Genomic DNA, 15,696 nt, shown 5'->3' with positions numbered 1-15,696 from the left:
CTCAATTTACCACTTCTGCCTATGGCGCGTCGCCATGGCAGAAAGCCTACCTAACCCTTGCATGATTTAAAGGGACTGCCCTACTCTGCCTTTTTCGACAGCTTCAAGGCAGCATATCGCGCCCGCAATTGGACGGCACGCCCTTCCTTAATTTCTTGACGCGCTCTACCAAAGGCCAGCGCATCTGCCGGCACGTTTTCTGTAATCACACTGCCTGAAGCAACATATGCATTATCACCTATCGATACCGGCGCAACGAGAGACGAGTTGGACCCTACAAATGTGTTGGTTCCAATTTCAGTATGGTATTTGTTGTAACCATCATAATTACACGTAATCGTGCCTGCGCCAATATTTGCGTCCGCACCAACGGTAGCATCTCCGATGTAGCTCAAATGATTTAGTTTGGCACCCTGCCCAATCTTGGCGTTCTTCACTTCAACGAAATTGCCCACTTTTGCTTTTGCCGCGAGATTTGCACCCGGACGAAGACGGGCAAACGGGCCAATACTTGCGTTTGCTCCAATGCTTGCACCTTCAATATGCGAAAATGCGTGGATTACAGTACCGGACGCAATCGAAACACCCGGGCCAAAAACAATATTGGGCTCCAGCGTAACATCTGCCTCAATCACTGTATCATGAGAGAAAAATACTGTTTCCGGCGCTTGCATGGATACGCCTGCCAGCATCATTTCGCGGCGTTTGCGGTTCTGCCAAATCGCTTCCGCTTCCGCCAGTTCCAGGCGCGTATTAATGCCGATCACATTGTCCGGAGAAATCTCGATGGCAACAACAGACTTCCCTTGCGAATTGGCGATCTCCACCACATCGGTCAGATAATACTCACCTTTTGCATTCTCATTCTTAATCATGTGAAGCAATGCCAAGGCACTATCACCACGCAAAGCCATCAGACCGCCATTGCAAAACCCAATTTTCTTTTCGGACTCGCTTGCGTCCTTTTCTTCACGAATCGCAATTAAGCGGCCATCCTGTTCAATAAGGCGGCCATATCCATGGGGGTTTTCAGGCCGAAATCCCATCACCACAATGTCTGAACCGCCAGCCAGTTTCTCACGAGCCATTTCCAGCGCAGATGTTTCGATGAGCGGGGTATCACCAAAAACCACGATGATGTCGTCGTAACCTGCCTCTATGGCAGATTGTGCGGCAAGAACGGCATGTCCCGTGCCAAGGCGCTCCACCTGCTCGTGAACGGTGATATTGCTGACGAGCGCGCGCACGGAGGTTTCAACCTTGTCGGCGCCACGGCCCACCACTAAGGCTATATCGCTGCCTCCAGCACCTTGCACTGCCTTGGCGACGTGTCCCACAATTGGTAATCCGGCTATTTCATGCAGCACTTTCGGCAATGAGGACTTCATCCGCGTGCCCTCTCCGGCAGCGAGAATAACCGTAAGACAAGTGCGTGATGTCATGGTTCAGACTTTCAGTTTGGCCAAAGCGTTATCAGGCTGCAACATGGCACAATGCTGGTTGCAATTTGGTAACTTGCGCCTCTTTAGCCAAGTTGGCCGAGGATGGGAAATGTTTCAAGCAGCCAGAATGAAAATGTCTGCAGCCCTCCGGTCAGGAAAAGTACTCCTGTAATCACCAGCAGTCCTCCCATGATTTTTTCGACCTTGCCAAGATGCATGCGAAACCGGGAAAGGAATCGCATGAACACACCGGAAAATAGTGCGGCAATAATGAAGGGAATGCCGAGCCCAAGAGAATAGATCGCAAGCAGTAGCGCCCCGTCAGCGACAGTATCGCGTGCGCCAGCCAGAGCCAAAATTGGACCAAGCACCGGTCCTATGCATGGGGTCCAGCCAAATGCGAATGCCAATCCCATAATATAGGCTGCAAAGGGATTGGCCGGTGCTCCTTTGCTTTGAAAGCGTGCCTCGCGGGATAGAAAAGCTAATTTGAACACACCGAGGAAGTTCAATCCCATAATGATGATGATGATTCCGGCCAGGATGGCTATTTCCTGCTGCCACATGCGCAGGAATGCCCCAATTGTCGATGCGCCTGCACCCAGTAGAACAAAAACTGTGGTGAATCCCAAGACGAAGCAAAAGGACGATAAAAGGAGCGCGCGCCTGACCGGTGAAATTTTGGCGGTGGAAGCATCAGCTCGGAAGTCTTCTACAGTCACCCCTGCCATGTAGCACAGGTACGGCGGCACGAGAGGCAGCACACAAGGTGAAAGAAATGAGAGCGCCCCGGCCCCGGCGGCAGTCAGATAGGAAACATCCAGCGCCATATGCGCTCCTTCATGGTCATTCAGGTTGCGCCGGATTAAGCCGAATCTGTTCGGATTTCCAATCACCTTTTCGCCATTCCTCTGATCAAATACCGCATTACGGGGTAGCTCTGCCGGGGAAATTTGAAGAAAGCTGTAAAAACAACGCTTTTTATCACAGAAACTATGCACAATAGCTGTTGACCGATTGCCATCTCGCACCTATGTTCCGCCGCACTTCCCGAGGCCAGTTTATGGCTTTCAAGGGAGCGCGTAGCTCAGCCGGTAGAGCAACTGACTTTTAATCAGTAGGTCCGGGGTTCGAACCCCCGCGCGCTCACCATCATTCCCGCAAAATATCCTATTCTCTTCGAGCGGTAATTACCCAGGCGCGGGAGTCAAAGAGCACCCCGTCAGTGGTCATATGAGCCTCAAGCAGATTGCGCAGCCGTTGCAAGGCAGGTTCGGGTGCTTCATTCGTTTGAGCAAGCATATCCTTTATGGAGAAGATTTTCATGAGAGCGTCAAACGCGCTGTCGACAGATGCTCCGTAGAATACCGGTTCCCGCACGTCGATAAAATCGACGGATACAAACCCTGCGGTATTGAGAAGCTCTTTGGCGCTAGCAGGTTCACCAAGGGAAAACGCCTTCCGGGTTTCCGGTGAGGCCATCGTGGTCGGAGCTACGGTTCGCCGAATGGCGCCAGACCATTCATTTTTATCCTGGCTCTGCCATACCATCCATGCCAGTCGCGCATCGGGACGCATGGCGCTGGCAATATTTGCAAACGCGGCAGCCGGATCAGAGAAGAACATAGCGCCAAACCGGCTGATGCAAAGATCGAATCTGGCTTGGGGAAATACGTGGCTTTGGGCGTCGCCCTGCTCAAATGAAACATTTTTGAGCCCAGAATCATTTGCCCGTTGCCTGGCAACTTCCAGCATATCGCTTGACGTATCCACACCAATCGCCTTGCCATTGACAGCAAGGCTGGCGGCATCGCGCGTGGTTTGCCCTGCCCCGCAACCCACATCAAGCACATGGTCACTCACTCCAACGCTGGCAGCGGCAATCAAGTGTTTGGTGTGACGTTTTAATTCTGCGTCATAGAAATCTGCACGATCCAACATTTGAACCTCTTCTGGTTTTTGCTGTCATTGCCGGCGGTTGCTTCTTTAGCAAGACTGGTTGCATTATAGGATCAGTTATGTAAGTTCACAACCAATGTAGTTGCTGTTCGTTTGAGACGAGGCTCGAGGCATTGACACCTCAGATGCTGTGCAGGGGGATGACGAAATGAATGAACGGATCATCATTGCTGACAATGTTGAGATCGCCACGCAGGCTTTTGGAGATCCAACCCATGAGCCTGTTCTGCTTATCATGGGCGCCATGGCTTCCATGTTGTGGTGGCCGGAGGGGTTTTGCAAGCAACTCGCCGCCCAAAATCGCTACGTCATTCGTTATGATAATCGGGATACCGGCCTTTCGACCGCTTATGAGCCGGGAAACCCTGACTATACAATGGACGACATGGCTCAGGATGCATTTCGCGTGCTCGACGCCTACAATATCAAAACCGCACATCTGGTCGGTATGTCGCTGGGTGGTATGATCGCGCAAATGGCCACTTTCGCCCATCCTGAACGCGTAAAAACGCTGACCTTGATCTCAACCACGCCCATCGGCGTTGATACCTCCAACCTTCCGCAGACGAGTAGTGCCTATATGGAGCACGCAGCGACAGGCGAGAGTGTTGATTGGACCGATAGCGCTCAGGTCATAGATTTTATTGTTAAAGATACGCAGATGATTGCAGGTACACGGCATCCCTATAATGAGATGCAGGCCCGTAAACTCGTGGAGCATGATGTGAAGCGTGCTAAAAACTTCGCCAGCGCTACCAATCATTTCATGTTGAAAGGTGGTGACAGCTGGGACAACAAGCGCGACGAATTAGCTAAACCTCTTCTCGTTGTCCACGGCACAGCGGACCCGATTTTTCCGATCGAGCACGGCGAATTGCTGGCACAAAGCGTTCCAGGTGCAGAACTTCTCCGTGTTCCAGGTGGCGGCCATGAAATTCACCTTGAGGATTGGGATGACATTATTCGCGCTATCGGCACTCACACAGGGCTTAACTGCCGCGCCTAACTTTTCAGGCGGACTTAGTTTTCTTGTTCCGTTGGGCCAAGAAGCCTGTCTCTTTCGCTTATAAAAGTATCAAGCGCCTGATGACCCTTGACTGTCCAGAAAGCGGCTTCCGGCTCGTAATCATATCCCATGAGTTTGGGGGGAATATCCACAGTGGAAAAATTCTGAATCGTTTTGCTTGCAAAGTCGCAGACGTAAAACGGTAGAATCTGGTCGATATGATATTTGGGTTTCTTCCCCAAGCTAACTGCTATCGAAACGGCAATTGCATTTGCCAATCGCATTGAACCTGGCGAATTATTTAAAAGAACGGCAGATGCAAGAATTTTGCGCCACGGATGTTTTTCATTCCTTCTAAATATGAATGCTCCGCTTTGATGGTCGAAATCAGATGGAATTATTGGCCAGGGAGACCGATTCATCACGGCGTCGACATCAATCATAAGAAGGCGTTCGACACCAGCTTCCAGAATTAAAGGCGCTAGCAGGAAGCGTGCGGCGGTATAATAGATTTCACGGCGTGGCAGCCCCTCTGCCAGTGCGCATGGATCAATAGAATAGGTCAGCCTCACGTGCTTGAGAGTCTTGGAAAGGGTAGCCGCTTCCTCGATGACCTTGCCGGAAGGTTGAAGAAGCAGAAGATGGAATGCCTCAGGCTGACCTAGACGTTCGATGGATTTGATCAGCCCCAGAGCAAAATTGTAGAAATAGCGATCATCGCATGCTGCCAGGAGAACATTACCTGAATTTGGCAAATTTCCCTTTATACTTTCACGAAACAGCTCTGTTTCTCGGGCTCTGACCTGTGGCAGCTTTAACGCCTGCCGAGCATTCCGCCTCAACATCCACCGAAATAATAGTGAATGTCTCTTTTCCGATTTAGGTATGGGAGCGGTGGATTTGGCAGACATGCGATCATTTCTATGACTTTGAGCGTAGTTTCACCTCAATCTATAACACAACCATTATCGCGAAGAAGGGCTTCAGAGCCAGATCAGAAATCCTTCCCATGAGTCTCAACAGCGAAAGGCTGGATGACTCTGAAATCTGCAATTGATGATCTGATTCTAACCATTCGTATCGGGAAGCGCTTGACACTGGATACCTTAAATTTGATAATGGAACATATCATGAACAAACAGGGGTTCTATAGTGGCGATCGTCGATCTAACGGCGTTAAGACGCGATATTGCGTCTCTAAATGAGCAAGGCACGCAAGGTGTGTCTGGCTCTGCCTTTGATCTTGGCTGCCGGGCTGTAGACGGCGTATTTCGGGGTGGCCTTCAGCGAGGCGCTCTGCATGAGATTTTTGCGAAGGAAAGTGGGGACGCAGGAGCCGCAACAGGTTTTGTTATTGCCCTCGCCTTGCGCGCATCAGCCAACCTAAGCCCCATTCTTTGGATTGAAGAGGATTTTACAGGCAATGAACATGGCTTTCCCTATGCTCCCGGCCTGCATTATTTGGGTCTCGACCCGGAGCGGGTGGTTTTCGTTCGGTGCTCCTCGCCTCATAATGTTTTAAAGGCTGCAGCAGACAGCCTTGGCATTCGCGGTATGGGAGCAGTTATTATTGCGCCGTGGGGCCATCCCAAATGTCTGGATTTGACTGCCTCGCGAAAATTACTGCTTAGCGCACAACAGGCCGAAGTGCCCGCCTTTCTCCTGAGGCTGGGAGCTGTTCCGGGTGAAAATGCTGCCGTCACACGGTGGTTAATTCGTGCTGCAACCTCACAATCCCCTGGTGCAAACGCGCCGGGCAACCCTGTTTTTCAAGTCCAACTCATTCGCAACAGGCAGGGCAACACAGGCCAATGGCTATTACAATGGGAGAGTGAAAATCATGTTTTCCAACGGATCGAGCAGGTTTTTGGCTCTGTGGTTTCCACATCTTCCTACGGATCGTCTCAAACGCGAAAATTCGCAGCGCGACCGTTCTGATCAGTATCTCATTGTTGTTGACAAGATTGCCAATACTTTACGGCTGGTAGCGGTTGATCAGAGAGCTGCAAAAGCAGGTCTATACAAAAGCATGACTTTGGCTGATGCACGTGCGCAGTTTGAAAAGCTGGATATCGCATTTGCCTCACCTCGTCAGGATTCCGCATTTTTGGAGCGTCTGGCAGATTGGTGTGATCGATACACGCCTCTGGCCGCTTTTGACGATCCGGATGGTCTTATCCTCGATATTACAGGCTGTGTTCATCTTTTTGGGGATGAGCACACTATGCTCAAGGATATTCACAATCGTCTCAATCAACAGGGCGTGGCAGTAAAATCAGCCATCGCAAGCAATGCAGCCTCTGCCCGTGCCTTTGCACGCTATTCATCCGGCGGTGTCATCGGCGATGATGAAGAAAAGAGACTATATAAACTGCACCTTGCCTGTCTTGAGATAGAAGCAGCACATCTTGCTGGTCTGAAGCGCGCAGGTCTGCTGCATGTTGGCGAAGTCGAGGTTCTGCCCCGTGCTGCCCTTGTTGCCCGTTTCGGAAAAGCGCTGATCAATCGCCTGGACAGTCTTTTTGGCAGGCAAGACCAGCCAATTTCTCCGCGCCGTATTGTGCCTGTCTGTATGGTTGAGCGACGCATGGCCGAACCTTTGGTTGTTATGGATTCCGTCGAGCTTTTACTTCAATCCCTTGGCGATGAACTTTTCAGGCAATTGCAAACCCGTGTTCAAGGTGCGCGTGAAATCGAAGCGAGTTTTTTTCGTGTTGATGGAAATGTGAGACGGATTCGTATTGAATCCGGAAGGCCGCTTGTAGAGACAAAAACATTACTGCGATTGCTCAAGGAGAGGCTATCAAGCTTGGCAGAACCTCTGGATGCAGGCTATGGCTTTGATATTGTTCGGCTCTCTGCTATTCGAACAGAACAAACACATGCGCTGCAGAAAAGTCTCGACAATACGCGGCAAGAGACAGAAGCATTTGATGCGCTCATCGATAGACTTTCTATAAGATTGGGCAGTTCGCGTGTGTTGCGACCTGTTGCTATTGATACGCACATTCCTGAACGTGCTGTCATGCTTGAAGCTGCAGCCGGGAATAGATCGGATCAATCAGTTCAGTGGTCACCAGAACATTACCCTGGAAATCCTCCCGAAAGACCAATCAGACTGTTTAATCCACCCGAACGCATTGAAACGACATCGGGAGTTCCTGACGGTGCACCGGCGCGCTTTACGTGGCGCCGCGTACAGCACACGATTGTTTTAGCTGAAGGACCCGAGCGTATTGCACCAGAATGGTGGCGCGAGCATGCGGGTGCTCTCACACGCGACTATTACCGGGTTGAAGACAATCAGGGAAAGCGTTTTTGGGTATTCCGCGAGGGTCTTTATGAGCGAGGCGATCCCACCCCCCGATGGTATTTGCATGGGATTTTTGCCTGATGGATTATACTGAGCTTGCCGTCACCAGCAATTTTTCCTTCCTCAAGGGGGCGTCGCAACCCCAGGAACTGGTTCTGGCTGCAGCTCTTCTGGGGCTTAAAGGCATTGGTATTGCCGATTGCAATACACTTGCTGGCGTGGTGCGAGCCCATAGCGCCAGAAAAGAAATCAAAAAAGAACAGGGTCTTTCAATAGACCTCTATATTGGTTGTCGGCTAAGTTTCACTGACGGCACGCCTGACCTTGTTGTTTATCCGCGAGATCGCCCTGCTTACGGTCATCTCTGCCAGATTTTGAGTGTGGGAAAGCACCGTGCCAAGACCAAAGGGGAATGCCATCTGCTTTTCGAAGACTTTCTGTTCAAGGCAGACAATTTTCAGATAGCTGTAATGCCTCCCGAAAATCCCGACGAAAGCTTCACGGACTTCCTAAAAAAACTAGCTTTTGCGGCGGCGGATTGCGTTTGGCTTGGTCTGGTGATGCCGCGCAAGGGAGCCGACAGGCGTCACGGTGAAAAACTGGTTCGAATTGCAGCCGATGCAAACATTCCATTTTTGGCAGTTAATGATGTGCTTTATCACACTCCTGCCCGGCGGCCACTTCAGGATGTGCTGACCAGTATCCGTGAGCATGTTACGATAGAGACAGCTGGCCGCAAACTGGAAAAGAATGCAGAGCGGCATCTGAAATCGCCAACCGACATGCAGTATCTCTTTCGGTTTTTTCCGGAAGCACTTGAAGAGACGCAGCGCTTTGTGAAGCCGATCAGTTTTTCTCTTGATGATTTACGCTATCAATATCCTGATGAACCTGTTCCACCCGGCAAAACACCCCAGCAACATCTGATCGATGAAACATGGATCGGCGCCAATAAACGCTATCCGGATGGCATTCCCAAAAATGTGTCTACGATCCTGGAAAAAGAACTGACCCTGATCGGGGAGTTGGAATATGCGCCCTACTTCCTGACTGTTTATGACATTGTTACCTATGCCCGCTCACAAAATATCCTTTGTCAGGGGCGCGGTTCCTCGGCCAATTCTGCTGTCTGTTATTGTCTGGGCATTACGGCCGTTGATCCCGCCACAAGCAACCTGCTTTTTGACCGGTTTCTTTCGAAAGAACGTAAAGAACCGCCCGATATTGATGTGGATTTCGAGCATGAGCGCCGCGAAGAAGTCATGCAATGGATTTTCGAGCGATATGGGCGCGACCATGCTGCTATTATTGCAACCGTCATCAGTTATCGGCCGCGCAGTGCAATCCGTGATGTTGGGAAAGCACTGGGCCTGACAGAAGATGTCACTGCCGCTTTGGCCAATATGGTTTGGGGTAGTTGGGGATCGGTCGTTGAAAAGCAGGAAATAAAGCAGGCTGGACTTGATCCTGATAATGTCATGATCCGCCGCACCATAAGGCTTGCCAAGGAACTGCTTGGTTTCCCACGTCATCTTTCCCAACATGTTGGCGGTTTCGTCCTCACGCAGGAACGTCTTGATTTGACCGTTCCGATAGGGCCCGCCGCCATGAAAGACCGTACTTTCATCGAATGGAACAAGGATGATATTGACGAACTCAATATCATGAAAGTCGATGTTCTTTCGCTTGGCATGCTCACTTGTATCCGCAAGGCCTTTGATCTCATTCATCTACACGGTGGTAAACGCTATGGACTTGCGGACATCCCATTGGATGATGACGACGTCTACGACATGCTCTGCAAGGCAGATTCCCTTGGGGTCTTCCAAGTGGAAAGCCGTGCACAGATGAATATGCTGCCGCGCCTTCGTCCGAGGAAATTTTACGATCTGGTTATTGAAGTCGCCATAGTAAGACCGGGACCCATTCAGGGGGATATGGTTCATCCCTATTTGAAGCGGCGCAACAATCCTGATTCTGTTGTTTATCCTTCACCCTCGCCTGATCACGGACATAAAGACGAATTGAAAGAGGTTCTTGTCCGGACGCTTGGAGTTCCTCTCTTTCAGGAGCAGGCGATGAGTATTGCCATCGTCGCAGCAGGTTTTACCGGCGATGAAGCTAATCAATTGCGCCGCGCCATGGCAACTTTCCGGCATGTGGGAACTATACACAAACTGGAAAACAAGATGGTGGAAGGCATGGTTCGCCGAGGCTATGAAAGGGATTTCGCTCAAAACTGCTTCAACCAGATCAAAGGATTTGGCGAGTATGGTTTTCCTGAAAGCCATGCTGCGAGTTTTGCCATCCTGGTCTATATTTCATCTTGGATTAAGTGTCATTATCCCGCTGCTTTCGCGGCGGCATTGTTGAACTCACAGCCTATGGGTTTTTATCCGCCAGACCAGATTATTCGCGATGCGCGCAAGCATGATGTCGAAGTACGTCCTGTAGATATTAATTTCAGTCATTGGGACAACACATTGGAATCAAAGGAAAATGGTGTTTTATGCACAAGACTCGGTTTTCGTCAGGTCGACGGTTTTTCAAAGCCTTGGGCCGACTTGATCTGTGAGAGAAGAAAGCAAGCCTATACCGATATTGAACAGGTAAGGCGTCTGACGAAACTTGAAAGACGGGCTTTTGTCTTGCTTGCCGATGGAGATGCATTTCGTTCGCTAGGTATCGACCGGCGAGAGGCACTTTGGGCCGTGCGCCGCTTCCCTGACAACACGACGTTGCCCCTATTTCAAGCGGCTGAAACAAATGAGTTAGCTACGGAAGTCAAAACGGTTCTTCCTCAAATGAAACTCTCTGAGCACGTCATTGCCGATTACGAATCGACAAGGCTTTCGCTCAAAGGGCATCCGATGCAGTTTTTGCGAGAAATGTTTGTGTCAGAAGGCGTTTCCACATGCCAATTTGCAAATAGTCTAGCGAATAATAAGCGCGTCAAACTGGCTGGAGTGGTGACTGTTCGGCAAAGGCCTGGAACTGCAAAAGGCGTAGTCTTTATGACTATTGAAGATGAAACAGGCATCTCCAACATTGTCATCTGGCAAAAGCTCCTCAACATTTATCGTAAGGAAGTGATGGGATCTCGGCTGATCCAGATCGAAGGAATAGTTCAAAGCGCCGATAATGTGGTGCACATCGTTGCCAGAAAGCTTATCGATCGGACTGGCGACCTTTATCGTCTCTCTGAGCAGCGGGCCATTTTGCCCGTATCACGCAGTGACGAAGTCAACCATTCTGTCCAGGGAGACGCGCGGGCGCGTCATCCCAGAAATGTTCGCATAATGCCGAAATCTAGGGATTTCCATTAATTCGGATATTGTCGAATTTGGCATCCGGCACGACAATCAGTTTCCCGACAAAGGATTTGGCCATGAAATCCGTTTGTGCGCGGTGAAACTCAGAAAGCGGATAGACGCCGCCAACAAGCGGCCGGATCTTGCCTTCTTCAATATAGCGCACGATCCGGCGGAAATCTCCCCGCGTGCCCTGCGATGAGCCATGCAAAGCCAGTTGTTTAAGATACATGGTGCGAAGATCGAGCTGCACAACAGGTCCAGCAATTGCTCCGGCTGTGGTGTAACGACCCTCAGCCCTGAGAATGCGCAGCAAATCGTTGAATATTGAACCGCCAACAAGATCGGCTACGACGTCAATTGGCTCTCCGCCGGTCGCATCATTCACCGCTGTCACAAGGTCATTGGTGCCCCGTGTGATCACTGCTTCAGCGCCAATGTCGAGCAATGCCTGTTCTTTGCCCGCTCCCACAAGCGCATAGGGAATTGCACCCCGTGCCCTTGCAAGTTGAACAATACCGGAGCCCACGCCACCTGATGCGCCAGTAACAAGCACTCGCTCTCCTGCCCGCAATCCGGCGCGTTCCAGCATCTGTTCGCCGGTTAAATATGCACAGCAGAAGGTGGCAAGTTCGATATCACTCAAATCCGTGTTGACGTAATGAGCATTTTCAACCGGCACGGTTACATATTCGGCATAACCGCCATCGCGTCCATGACCAATATAATCGATATCGGCAAGACTATCATCATCGCGATTATAGATGGAAAAATCGACCATTACGCGTTGCCCGATACGCGCCTTGTCGACGCCCTCGCCAACAGCAACAATCGTCCCGACTATGTCAGTCCCCTGAACGCGCGGAAATCTTAATGTCGGCTCTTGTCGGCGCCAGGTTGAAACGGCGCCAGCATCTTCCTCGGTGCCGTAGGCGCCTTCCCGCACCCAGACATCCGTATTGTTCATACCGCAAGCGGTTATTTCGATAAGAACCTCGCCCGGCGCAGGTGTAGGAACCGGCGTGTTCTCATTGTAAATCAGCTTGTCGAGCCCGCCATGGCCAATGAGTTGTATAGCGGCCATGGTCTGCGGAATGTTTTGCTCTTTCATGGTGAACCTCAGAGCGTTTTTGCAATCGACTCGACCGCTTTGGCCGCGGCATTGACAACCGTATCAGCCTCGTCCCGGGTCAAACATAATGGTGGTGCAAAGCCCAGAATATCGCCTTGCGGCATGGCCCGCCCAAGCACGCCAAGTTCAGCCAGAGCTGCCGCAATGCGTGGTCCGACTTTCAATGCAGGGTCAAAGAATTTCCTATCGTCTTTGTCAGCAACAAATTCTACGGCGGCGAGCATCCCGTCACCGCGCACTTCACCGACGATGGCATTCTCTGCCAAGGCTTCAGTCAACTGCTTGCGGAAATAAGCACCGGTTTCACCGGCATTTGTCACAAGATCGAGCTTGTCGATAAGTTCGAGATTGGCGATACCAGCCGCAGTGCAGATCGGATGTGCTGAATAGGTCCAACCATGCCCGATTGCACCAAGCATATCGGATCCCTTGACCAGTACCTGCCAAACCTTGTCTGAAACGATGACGCCCGAGAGCGGTGCATATGCTGAGGTGAGCCCCTTCGCGATGGTGATCAGATCGGGCTTAATGCCATAATGATCCGATCCGAACATTGTACCCAAACGGCCAAATCCGGTAACCACTTCATCAGCTACGAGTAAAATGTCGTAGTTGTTGAGTACGGCCTGAATTTTTTCCCAGTAACCTGCTGGCGGCGGGACAATGCCGCCTGTCCCAAGAATTGGCTCACCGATGAAGGCTGCGACTGTTTCCGGTCCTTCTGCAAGGATCATCTCTTCCAGCTTGTCGGCACAATGTTGCGAAAATTGCTCTTCGCTCATCGAACGATCTTCGCGGCGGAAGTAATAGGGTGCTTCCGTGTGGAGAATTGGCGCACGCGGCAGATCAAAGGCATTATGGAAAAGCTCAAGCCCTGTCAGGCTGCCGGTCATGATTCCCGAGCCATGATAGCCACGCCAACGGGAAATGATTTTCTTCTTTTCAGGACGACCCAGAACATTGTTGTAGTACCAGATCAATTTGATGTTGGTTTCATTGGCGTCAGAGCCGGAAAGCCCGAAATAGACCCGGCTCATTCCTTCCGGCGCGCGATCAATGATCATCTTGGAAAGTGTTATTGATGCATCCGTGCCATGCCCGACATAGGCATGGTAATAAGCGAGCTCGTGAGCCTGTTTTGCAATGGCGTCGGCGATTTCGGTTCGGCCATAGCCAACATTGACGCAGTAAAGCCCCGCGAATGCATCAATACTGGTGCGACCGGTACTATCGGTAATATGAACGCCCTCACCGCTTTTGATAATACGCGTTGGTGTTTCACCGCGCGCATGAGCGCCCATATGAGTTGACGGGTGAAAGAAGTGGTCCCGATCCCAGGCGTTCAATTCGTTCGAGCGTTCAAGCATGGTACTATCCTGTTCTTCTAAATCAGTGAGTGTCGATGCAGAGATATTTTAGTTCTGTGAAAGCCTCGATTCCGTGCCGCGATCCTTCGCGCCCCAGCCCGGACTGTTTAATGCCCCCGAAGGGAATTGGCGCGCCGGTGATTTTCACCCGGTTTATCGCGACCATTCCATATTCGAGGCTACGGCCAAGACGCAGCATTCGCGCCCCATCCTTGGTCACGGCATAAGCAACCAAGCCATATTCTGTATCGTTGGCGCGCTGAACGACCTCTTCTTCCGTATCAAATACGGCAAGAGCCGCCACAGGGCCGAATGTCTCTTCGCGCATGATCAGTGCATCTTCTGGTACATTCAAAAGAAGCGTGGGCTCATAAAATAATGCACCGGCGTGATGGCGCTTGCCGCCGACAGCGCATTTCGCGCCTCGTGCCACGGCATCCTCAACCTGCTCTTCAACCTTTTGAACAGCGCGTTCATGCATCAGAGGACCGATATCAACGCCCTCAGTCAGTCCCGGAGCGACCTTCAGCTTAGAAATCCGCCTGGCAAATGCTGCAGCAAAAGCCGCATGTATTGGGCGCTCAACGTAAATCCGGTTTGCAGCGAGACAATCCTGTCCCGAAGTGGCGAACTTTGCATCAATGGCGATGTCTACGGCGCGATCAATATCCGCATCGGCAAACACGATAAGCGGTGCATGACCGCCCAATTCCATCACGAGAGTTTTCATGGTTGGCGCACATTGCGCCGCGATAAGCCGGCCAATTTCTGTTGAACCGGTGAAGCTTAACGCCCGGACGCGCGGGTCTTCGCACATGCGTCCAACCACTGTTGCAGCGTCGCCTGTGACAATATTGAAAACGCCAGCAGGAATACCTGCACGATCAGCAAGCTCTGCCAGAGCAAGCGCCGAAAGCGGCGTTTCCGATGATGGATGCGCAACGACAGTACAACCAGCGGCCAAGGCGGCTGCTGCCTTTCGCGTCAGCATGGCTGATGGGAAGTTCCAGGGCGTAACAATCCCGACAACGCCAATTGCTTCGCGGCGAACAATCATCTCAGCGCCGGAAAGATGACTTGTTACATTCTCGGCGTTTAAGCGCTTGGCCTCTTCCGCATACCACTCGATAAAGGAGGCGGCATACTCGATTTCGCCGCGCGATTCACTGAGCGGCTTGCCCTGCTCAAGGGTCATGATCAAAGCCAGATCATCCTTCGCAGCCAATATGAGTTCGTACCACTTCCGCAATCTTGCCGTTCGCTCTTGAGGGAGAAGCGCCCGCCAAGCCGGCCAAGCTCTCACGGCAGCATCAACGGCAATCGAAGTTTGATCCGCATTGAGCTTGGATACCCAGGCTATAGCAGCACCGGTCGCAGGGTCAGAAACTTCAAAGGTCTGTCCTGCGTCACCTGCAGTCCAATGGCCATCGACATAGGCCAATTCGCGCAGCATGCGCCGGTCGGTCAGGCGATCAAGTGCGGCATGGCGATCTGGTCGTGCAAAGTGAGCGGACATTCAACTCTCCCGGAATTGTTCGGTGCAAGGGTCGCACAAATCGGAAGAGAGACAGCCTATATGAGACGCCGGGTTAAGAGAGATTGTCTTTATTTCGTAACACTGAAAGAGAGATTGACTAGCTATTATCCGCGTCGGTCAACAACTCAGCCACAGGCAATACCGCGTCATCTTTGACGGTCTTGGTCACGATATAGGTAAAATACCGGTCTATGCCGATTTCGCGTTGCAAAAGGTCATCCACCAGTCGCTGATATGCATCAATATCGCGAGTCATGACTTTGAGAACGTAATCGACGCCTCCTCCGACCGACCAACAGGCAACCACTTCTGGCAGCGTTTTGATTGCGCGTTCAAACCGCTCGAAATCCGCTTGTTTGTGCGCACCCAGAGTAACTTCCATGAGCACGGTCGTAATGGGCGCGATAAGCCGCAACGCGATACGGGCATGATACCCTGTAATGACACCTGCCTTTTCCAGGCGGCGCAGGCGTGTCCAGCATGGTGTCGGAGATATTCCTACCCGTTCGGCCAGTGCAAGCTTGGTGATCCGGCCTTCCCGCTGGATTTCATCAAGGATGCGTATATCGATTGGATCTAGCTTGATTGAGGTCATGATACGCCCGTTGGATTCATGTTATAATCATGAC

At 51.4% G+C, this 15,696-nt stretch carries 12 protein-coding genes and 1 tRNA gene; 5 read left to right on the top strand and 8 right to left on the bottom strand.

The genetic code is table 11. The features are described 5' to 3' along the window. Positions 1–80: 80 nt before the first annotated feature. Together glmU and ACTJI9_RS15135 are read right to left on the bottom strand one after the other, a co-directional pair. Positions 81–1,442, bottom strand: coding sequence for a bifunctional UDP-N-acetylglucosamine diphosphorylase/glucosamine-1-phosphate N-acetyltransferase GlmU (gene glmU / locus ACTJI9_RS15140; protein WP_440809040.1), 1,362 nt, complete (start codon positions 1,440–1,442; stop codon positions 81–83). A gap of 83 nt (positions 1,443–1,525) precedes the next feature. Further along, the gene (locus ACTJI9_RS15135) at positions 1,526–2,272 is read right to left on the bottom strand and encodes a cytochrome c biogenesis CcdA family protein (protein WP_440809037.1); all 747 of its coding nucleotides are present in this window, start codon (positions 2,270–2,272) and stop codon (positions 1,526–1,528) included. 246 nt (positions 2,273–2,518) lie between these two features. Between ACTJI9_RS15135 and ACTJI9_RS15130 the strand changes: the two genes are divergently transcribed. Further along, a tRNA-Lys gene (locus ACTJI9_RS15130) sits at positions 2,519–2,594 on the top strand. Positions 2,595–2,612: 18 nt separating this feature from the next. Here the strand turns inward: ACTJI9_RS15130 and ACTJI9_RS15125 are convergent. After that, the gene (locus ACTJI9_RS15125; protein ID WP_440809034.1) at positions 2,613–3,383 is read right to left on the bottom strand and encodes a class I SAM-dependent methyltransferase; all 771 of its coding nucleotides are present in this window, start codon (positions 3,381–3,383) and stop codon (positions 2,613–2,615) included. Between the two features lie 166 nt (positions 3,384–3,549). Here ACTJI9_RS15125 and ACTJI9_RS15120 point away from each other — a divergent pair, with 166 nt between their 5' ends. Then, a complete protein-coding gene (locus ACTJI9_RS15120; RefSeq protein ID WP_440809031.1) occupies positions 3,550–4,407 on the top strand; it encodes an alpha/beta fold hydrolase in 858 nt (285 codons plus the stop codon). A 14-nt stretch (positions 4,408–4,421) separates the two neighbouring features. On the opposite strand, the gene ACTJI9_RS15115 is transcribed toward ACTJI9_RS15120, so the two are convergent. After that, the gene (locus tag ACTJI9_RS15115; protein ID WP_440809029.1) at positions 4,422–5,318 is read right to left on the bottom strand and encodes a hypothetical protein; all 897 of its coding nucleotides are present in this window, start codon (positions 5,316–5,318) and stop codon (positions 4,422–4,424) included. A 241-nt stretch (positions 5,319–5,559) separates the two neighbouring features. Here ACTJI9_RS15115 and ACTJI9_RS15110 point away from each other — a divergent pair, with 241 nt between their 5' ends. From ACTJI9_RS15110 to ACTJI9_RS15100, 3 genes are read left to right on the top strand one after another with little or no spacing between them, the layout of a single operon-like run. After that, positions 5,560–6,345, top strand: coding sequence for an ImuA family protein (locus tag ACTJI9_RS15110; protein ID WP_440809026.1), 786 nt, complete (start codon positions 5,560–5,562; stop codon positions 6,343–6,345). Continuing rightward, positions 6,248–7,801 carry a Y-family DNA polymerase gene (locus ACTJI9_RS15105; protein WP_440809024.1) on the top strand — a complete coding sequence of 518 codons (1,554 nt, stop codon included), beginning with the start codon at positions 6,248–6,250 and terminating at the stop codon, positions 7,799–7,801. Before ACTJI9_RS15110 ends, ACTJI9_RS15105 begins: the two co-directional genes overlap by 98 nt. After that, positions 7,798–11,046, top strand: a complete 3,249-nt coding sequence (locus ACTJI9_RS15100) for an error-prone DNA polymerase (protein ID WP_440809353.1) — start codon at positions 7,798–7,800, stop codon at positions 11,044–11,046. Before ACTJI9_RS15105 ends, ACTJI9_RS15100 begins: the two co-directional genes overlap by 4 nt. On the opposite strand, the gene ACTJI9_RS15095 is transcribed toward ACTJI9_RS15100, so the two are convergent. The 4 genes from ACTJI9_RS15095 to ACTJI9_RS15080 form a co-directional block, all read right to left on the bottom strand. Beyond that, on the bottom strand, positions 11,030–12,142 hold the full coding sequence (locus tag ACTJI9_RS15095; protein WP_440809021.1) for an alcohol dehydrogenase family protein: 1,113 nt from the start codon (positions 12,140–12,142) through the stop codon (positions 11,030–11,032). The two genes, ACTJI9_RS15100 and ACTJI9_RS15095, sit on opposite strands and share 17 nt — an antisense overlap. Before the next feature lie 8 nt (positions 12,143–12,150). After that, a complete protein-coding gene (locus tag ACTJI9_RS15090) occupies positions 12,151–13,530 on the bottom strand; it encodes an aspartate aminotransferase family protein (protein ID WP_440809018.1) in 1,380 nt (459 codons plus the stop codon). A gap of 22 nt (positions 13,531–13,552) precedes the next feature. Beyond that, positions 13,553–15,046, bottom strand: coding sequence for an NAD-dependent succinate-semialdehyde dehydrogenase (locus ACTJI9_RS15085; RefSeq protein WP_440809017.1), 1,494 nt, complete (start codon positions 15,044–15,046; stop codon positions 13,553–13,555). Between the two features lie 118 nt (positions 15,047–15,164). After that, positions 15,165–15,662 (bottom strand): Lrp/AsnC family transcriptional regulator, encoded by a 498-nt coding sequence (locus ACTJI9_RS15080; protein ID WP_307284872.1) that lies wholly within the window; start codon positions 15,660–15,662, stop codon positions 15,165–15,167. Positions 15,663–15,696: the final 34 nt, after the last annotated feature.

The sequence above is a fragment of the Phyllobacterium sp. 22552 genome (genome assembly GCF_052044585.1).
Classification (GTDB): domain Bacteria; phylum Pseudomonadota; class Alphaproteobacteria; order Rhizobiales; family Rhizobiaceae; genus Phyllobacterium; species Phyllobacterium ifriqiyense.
This window is presented reverse-complemented; position numbering and strand designations above follow the sequence as displayed.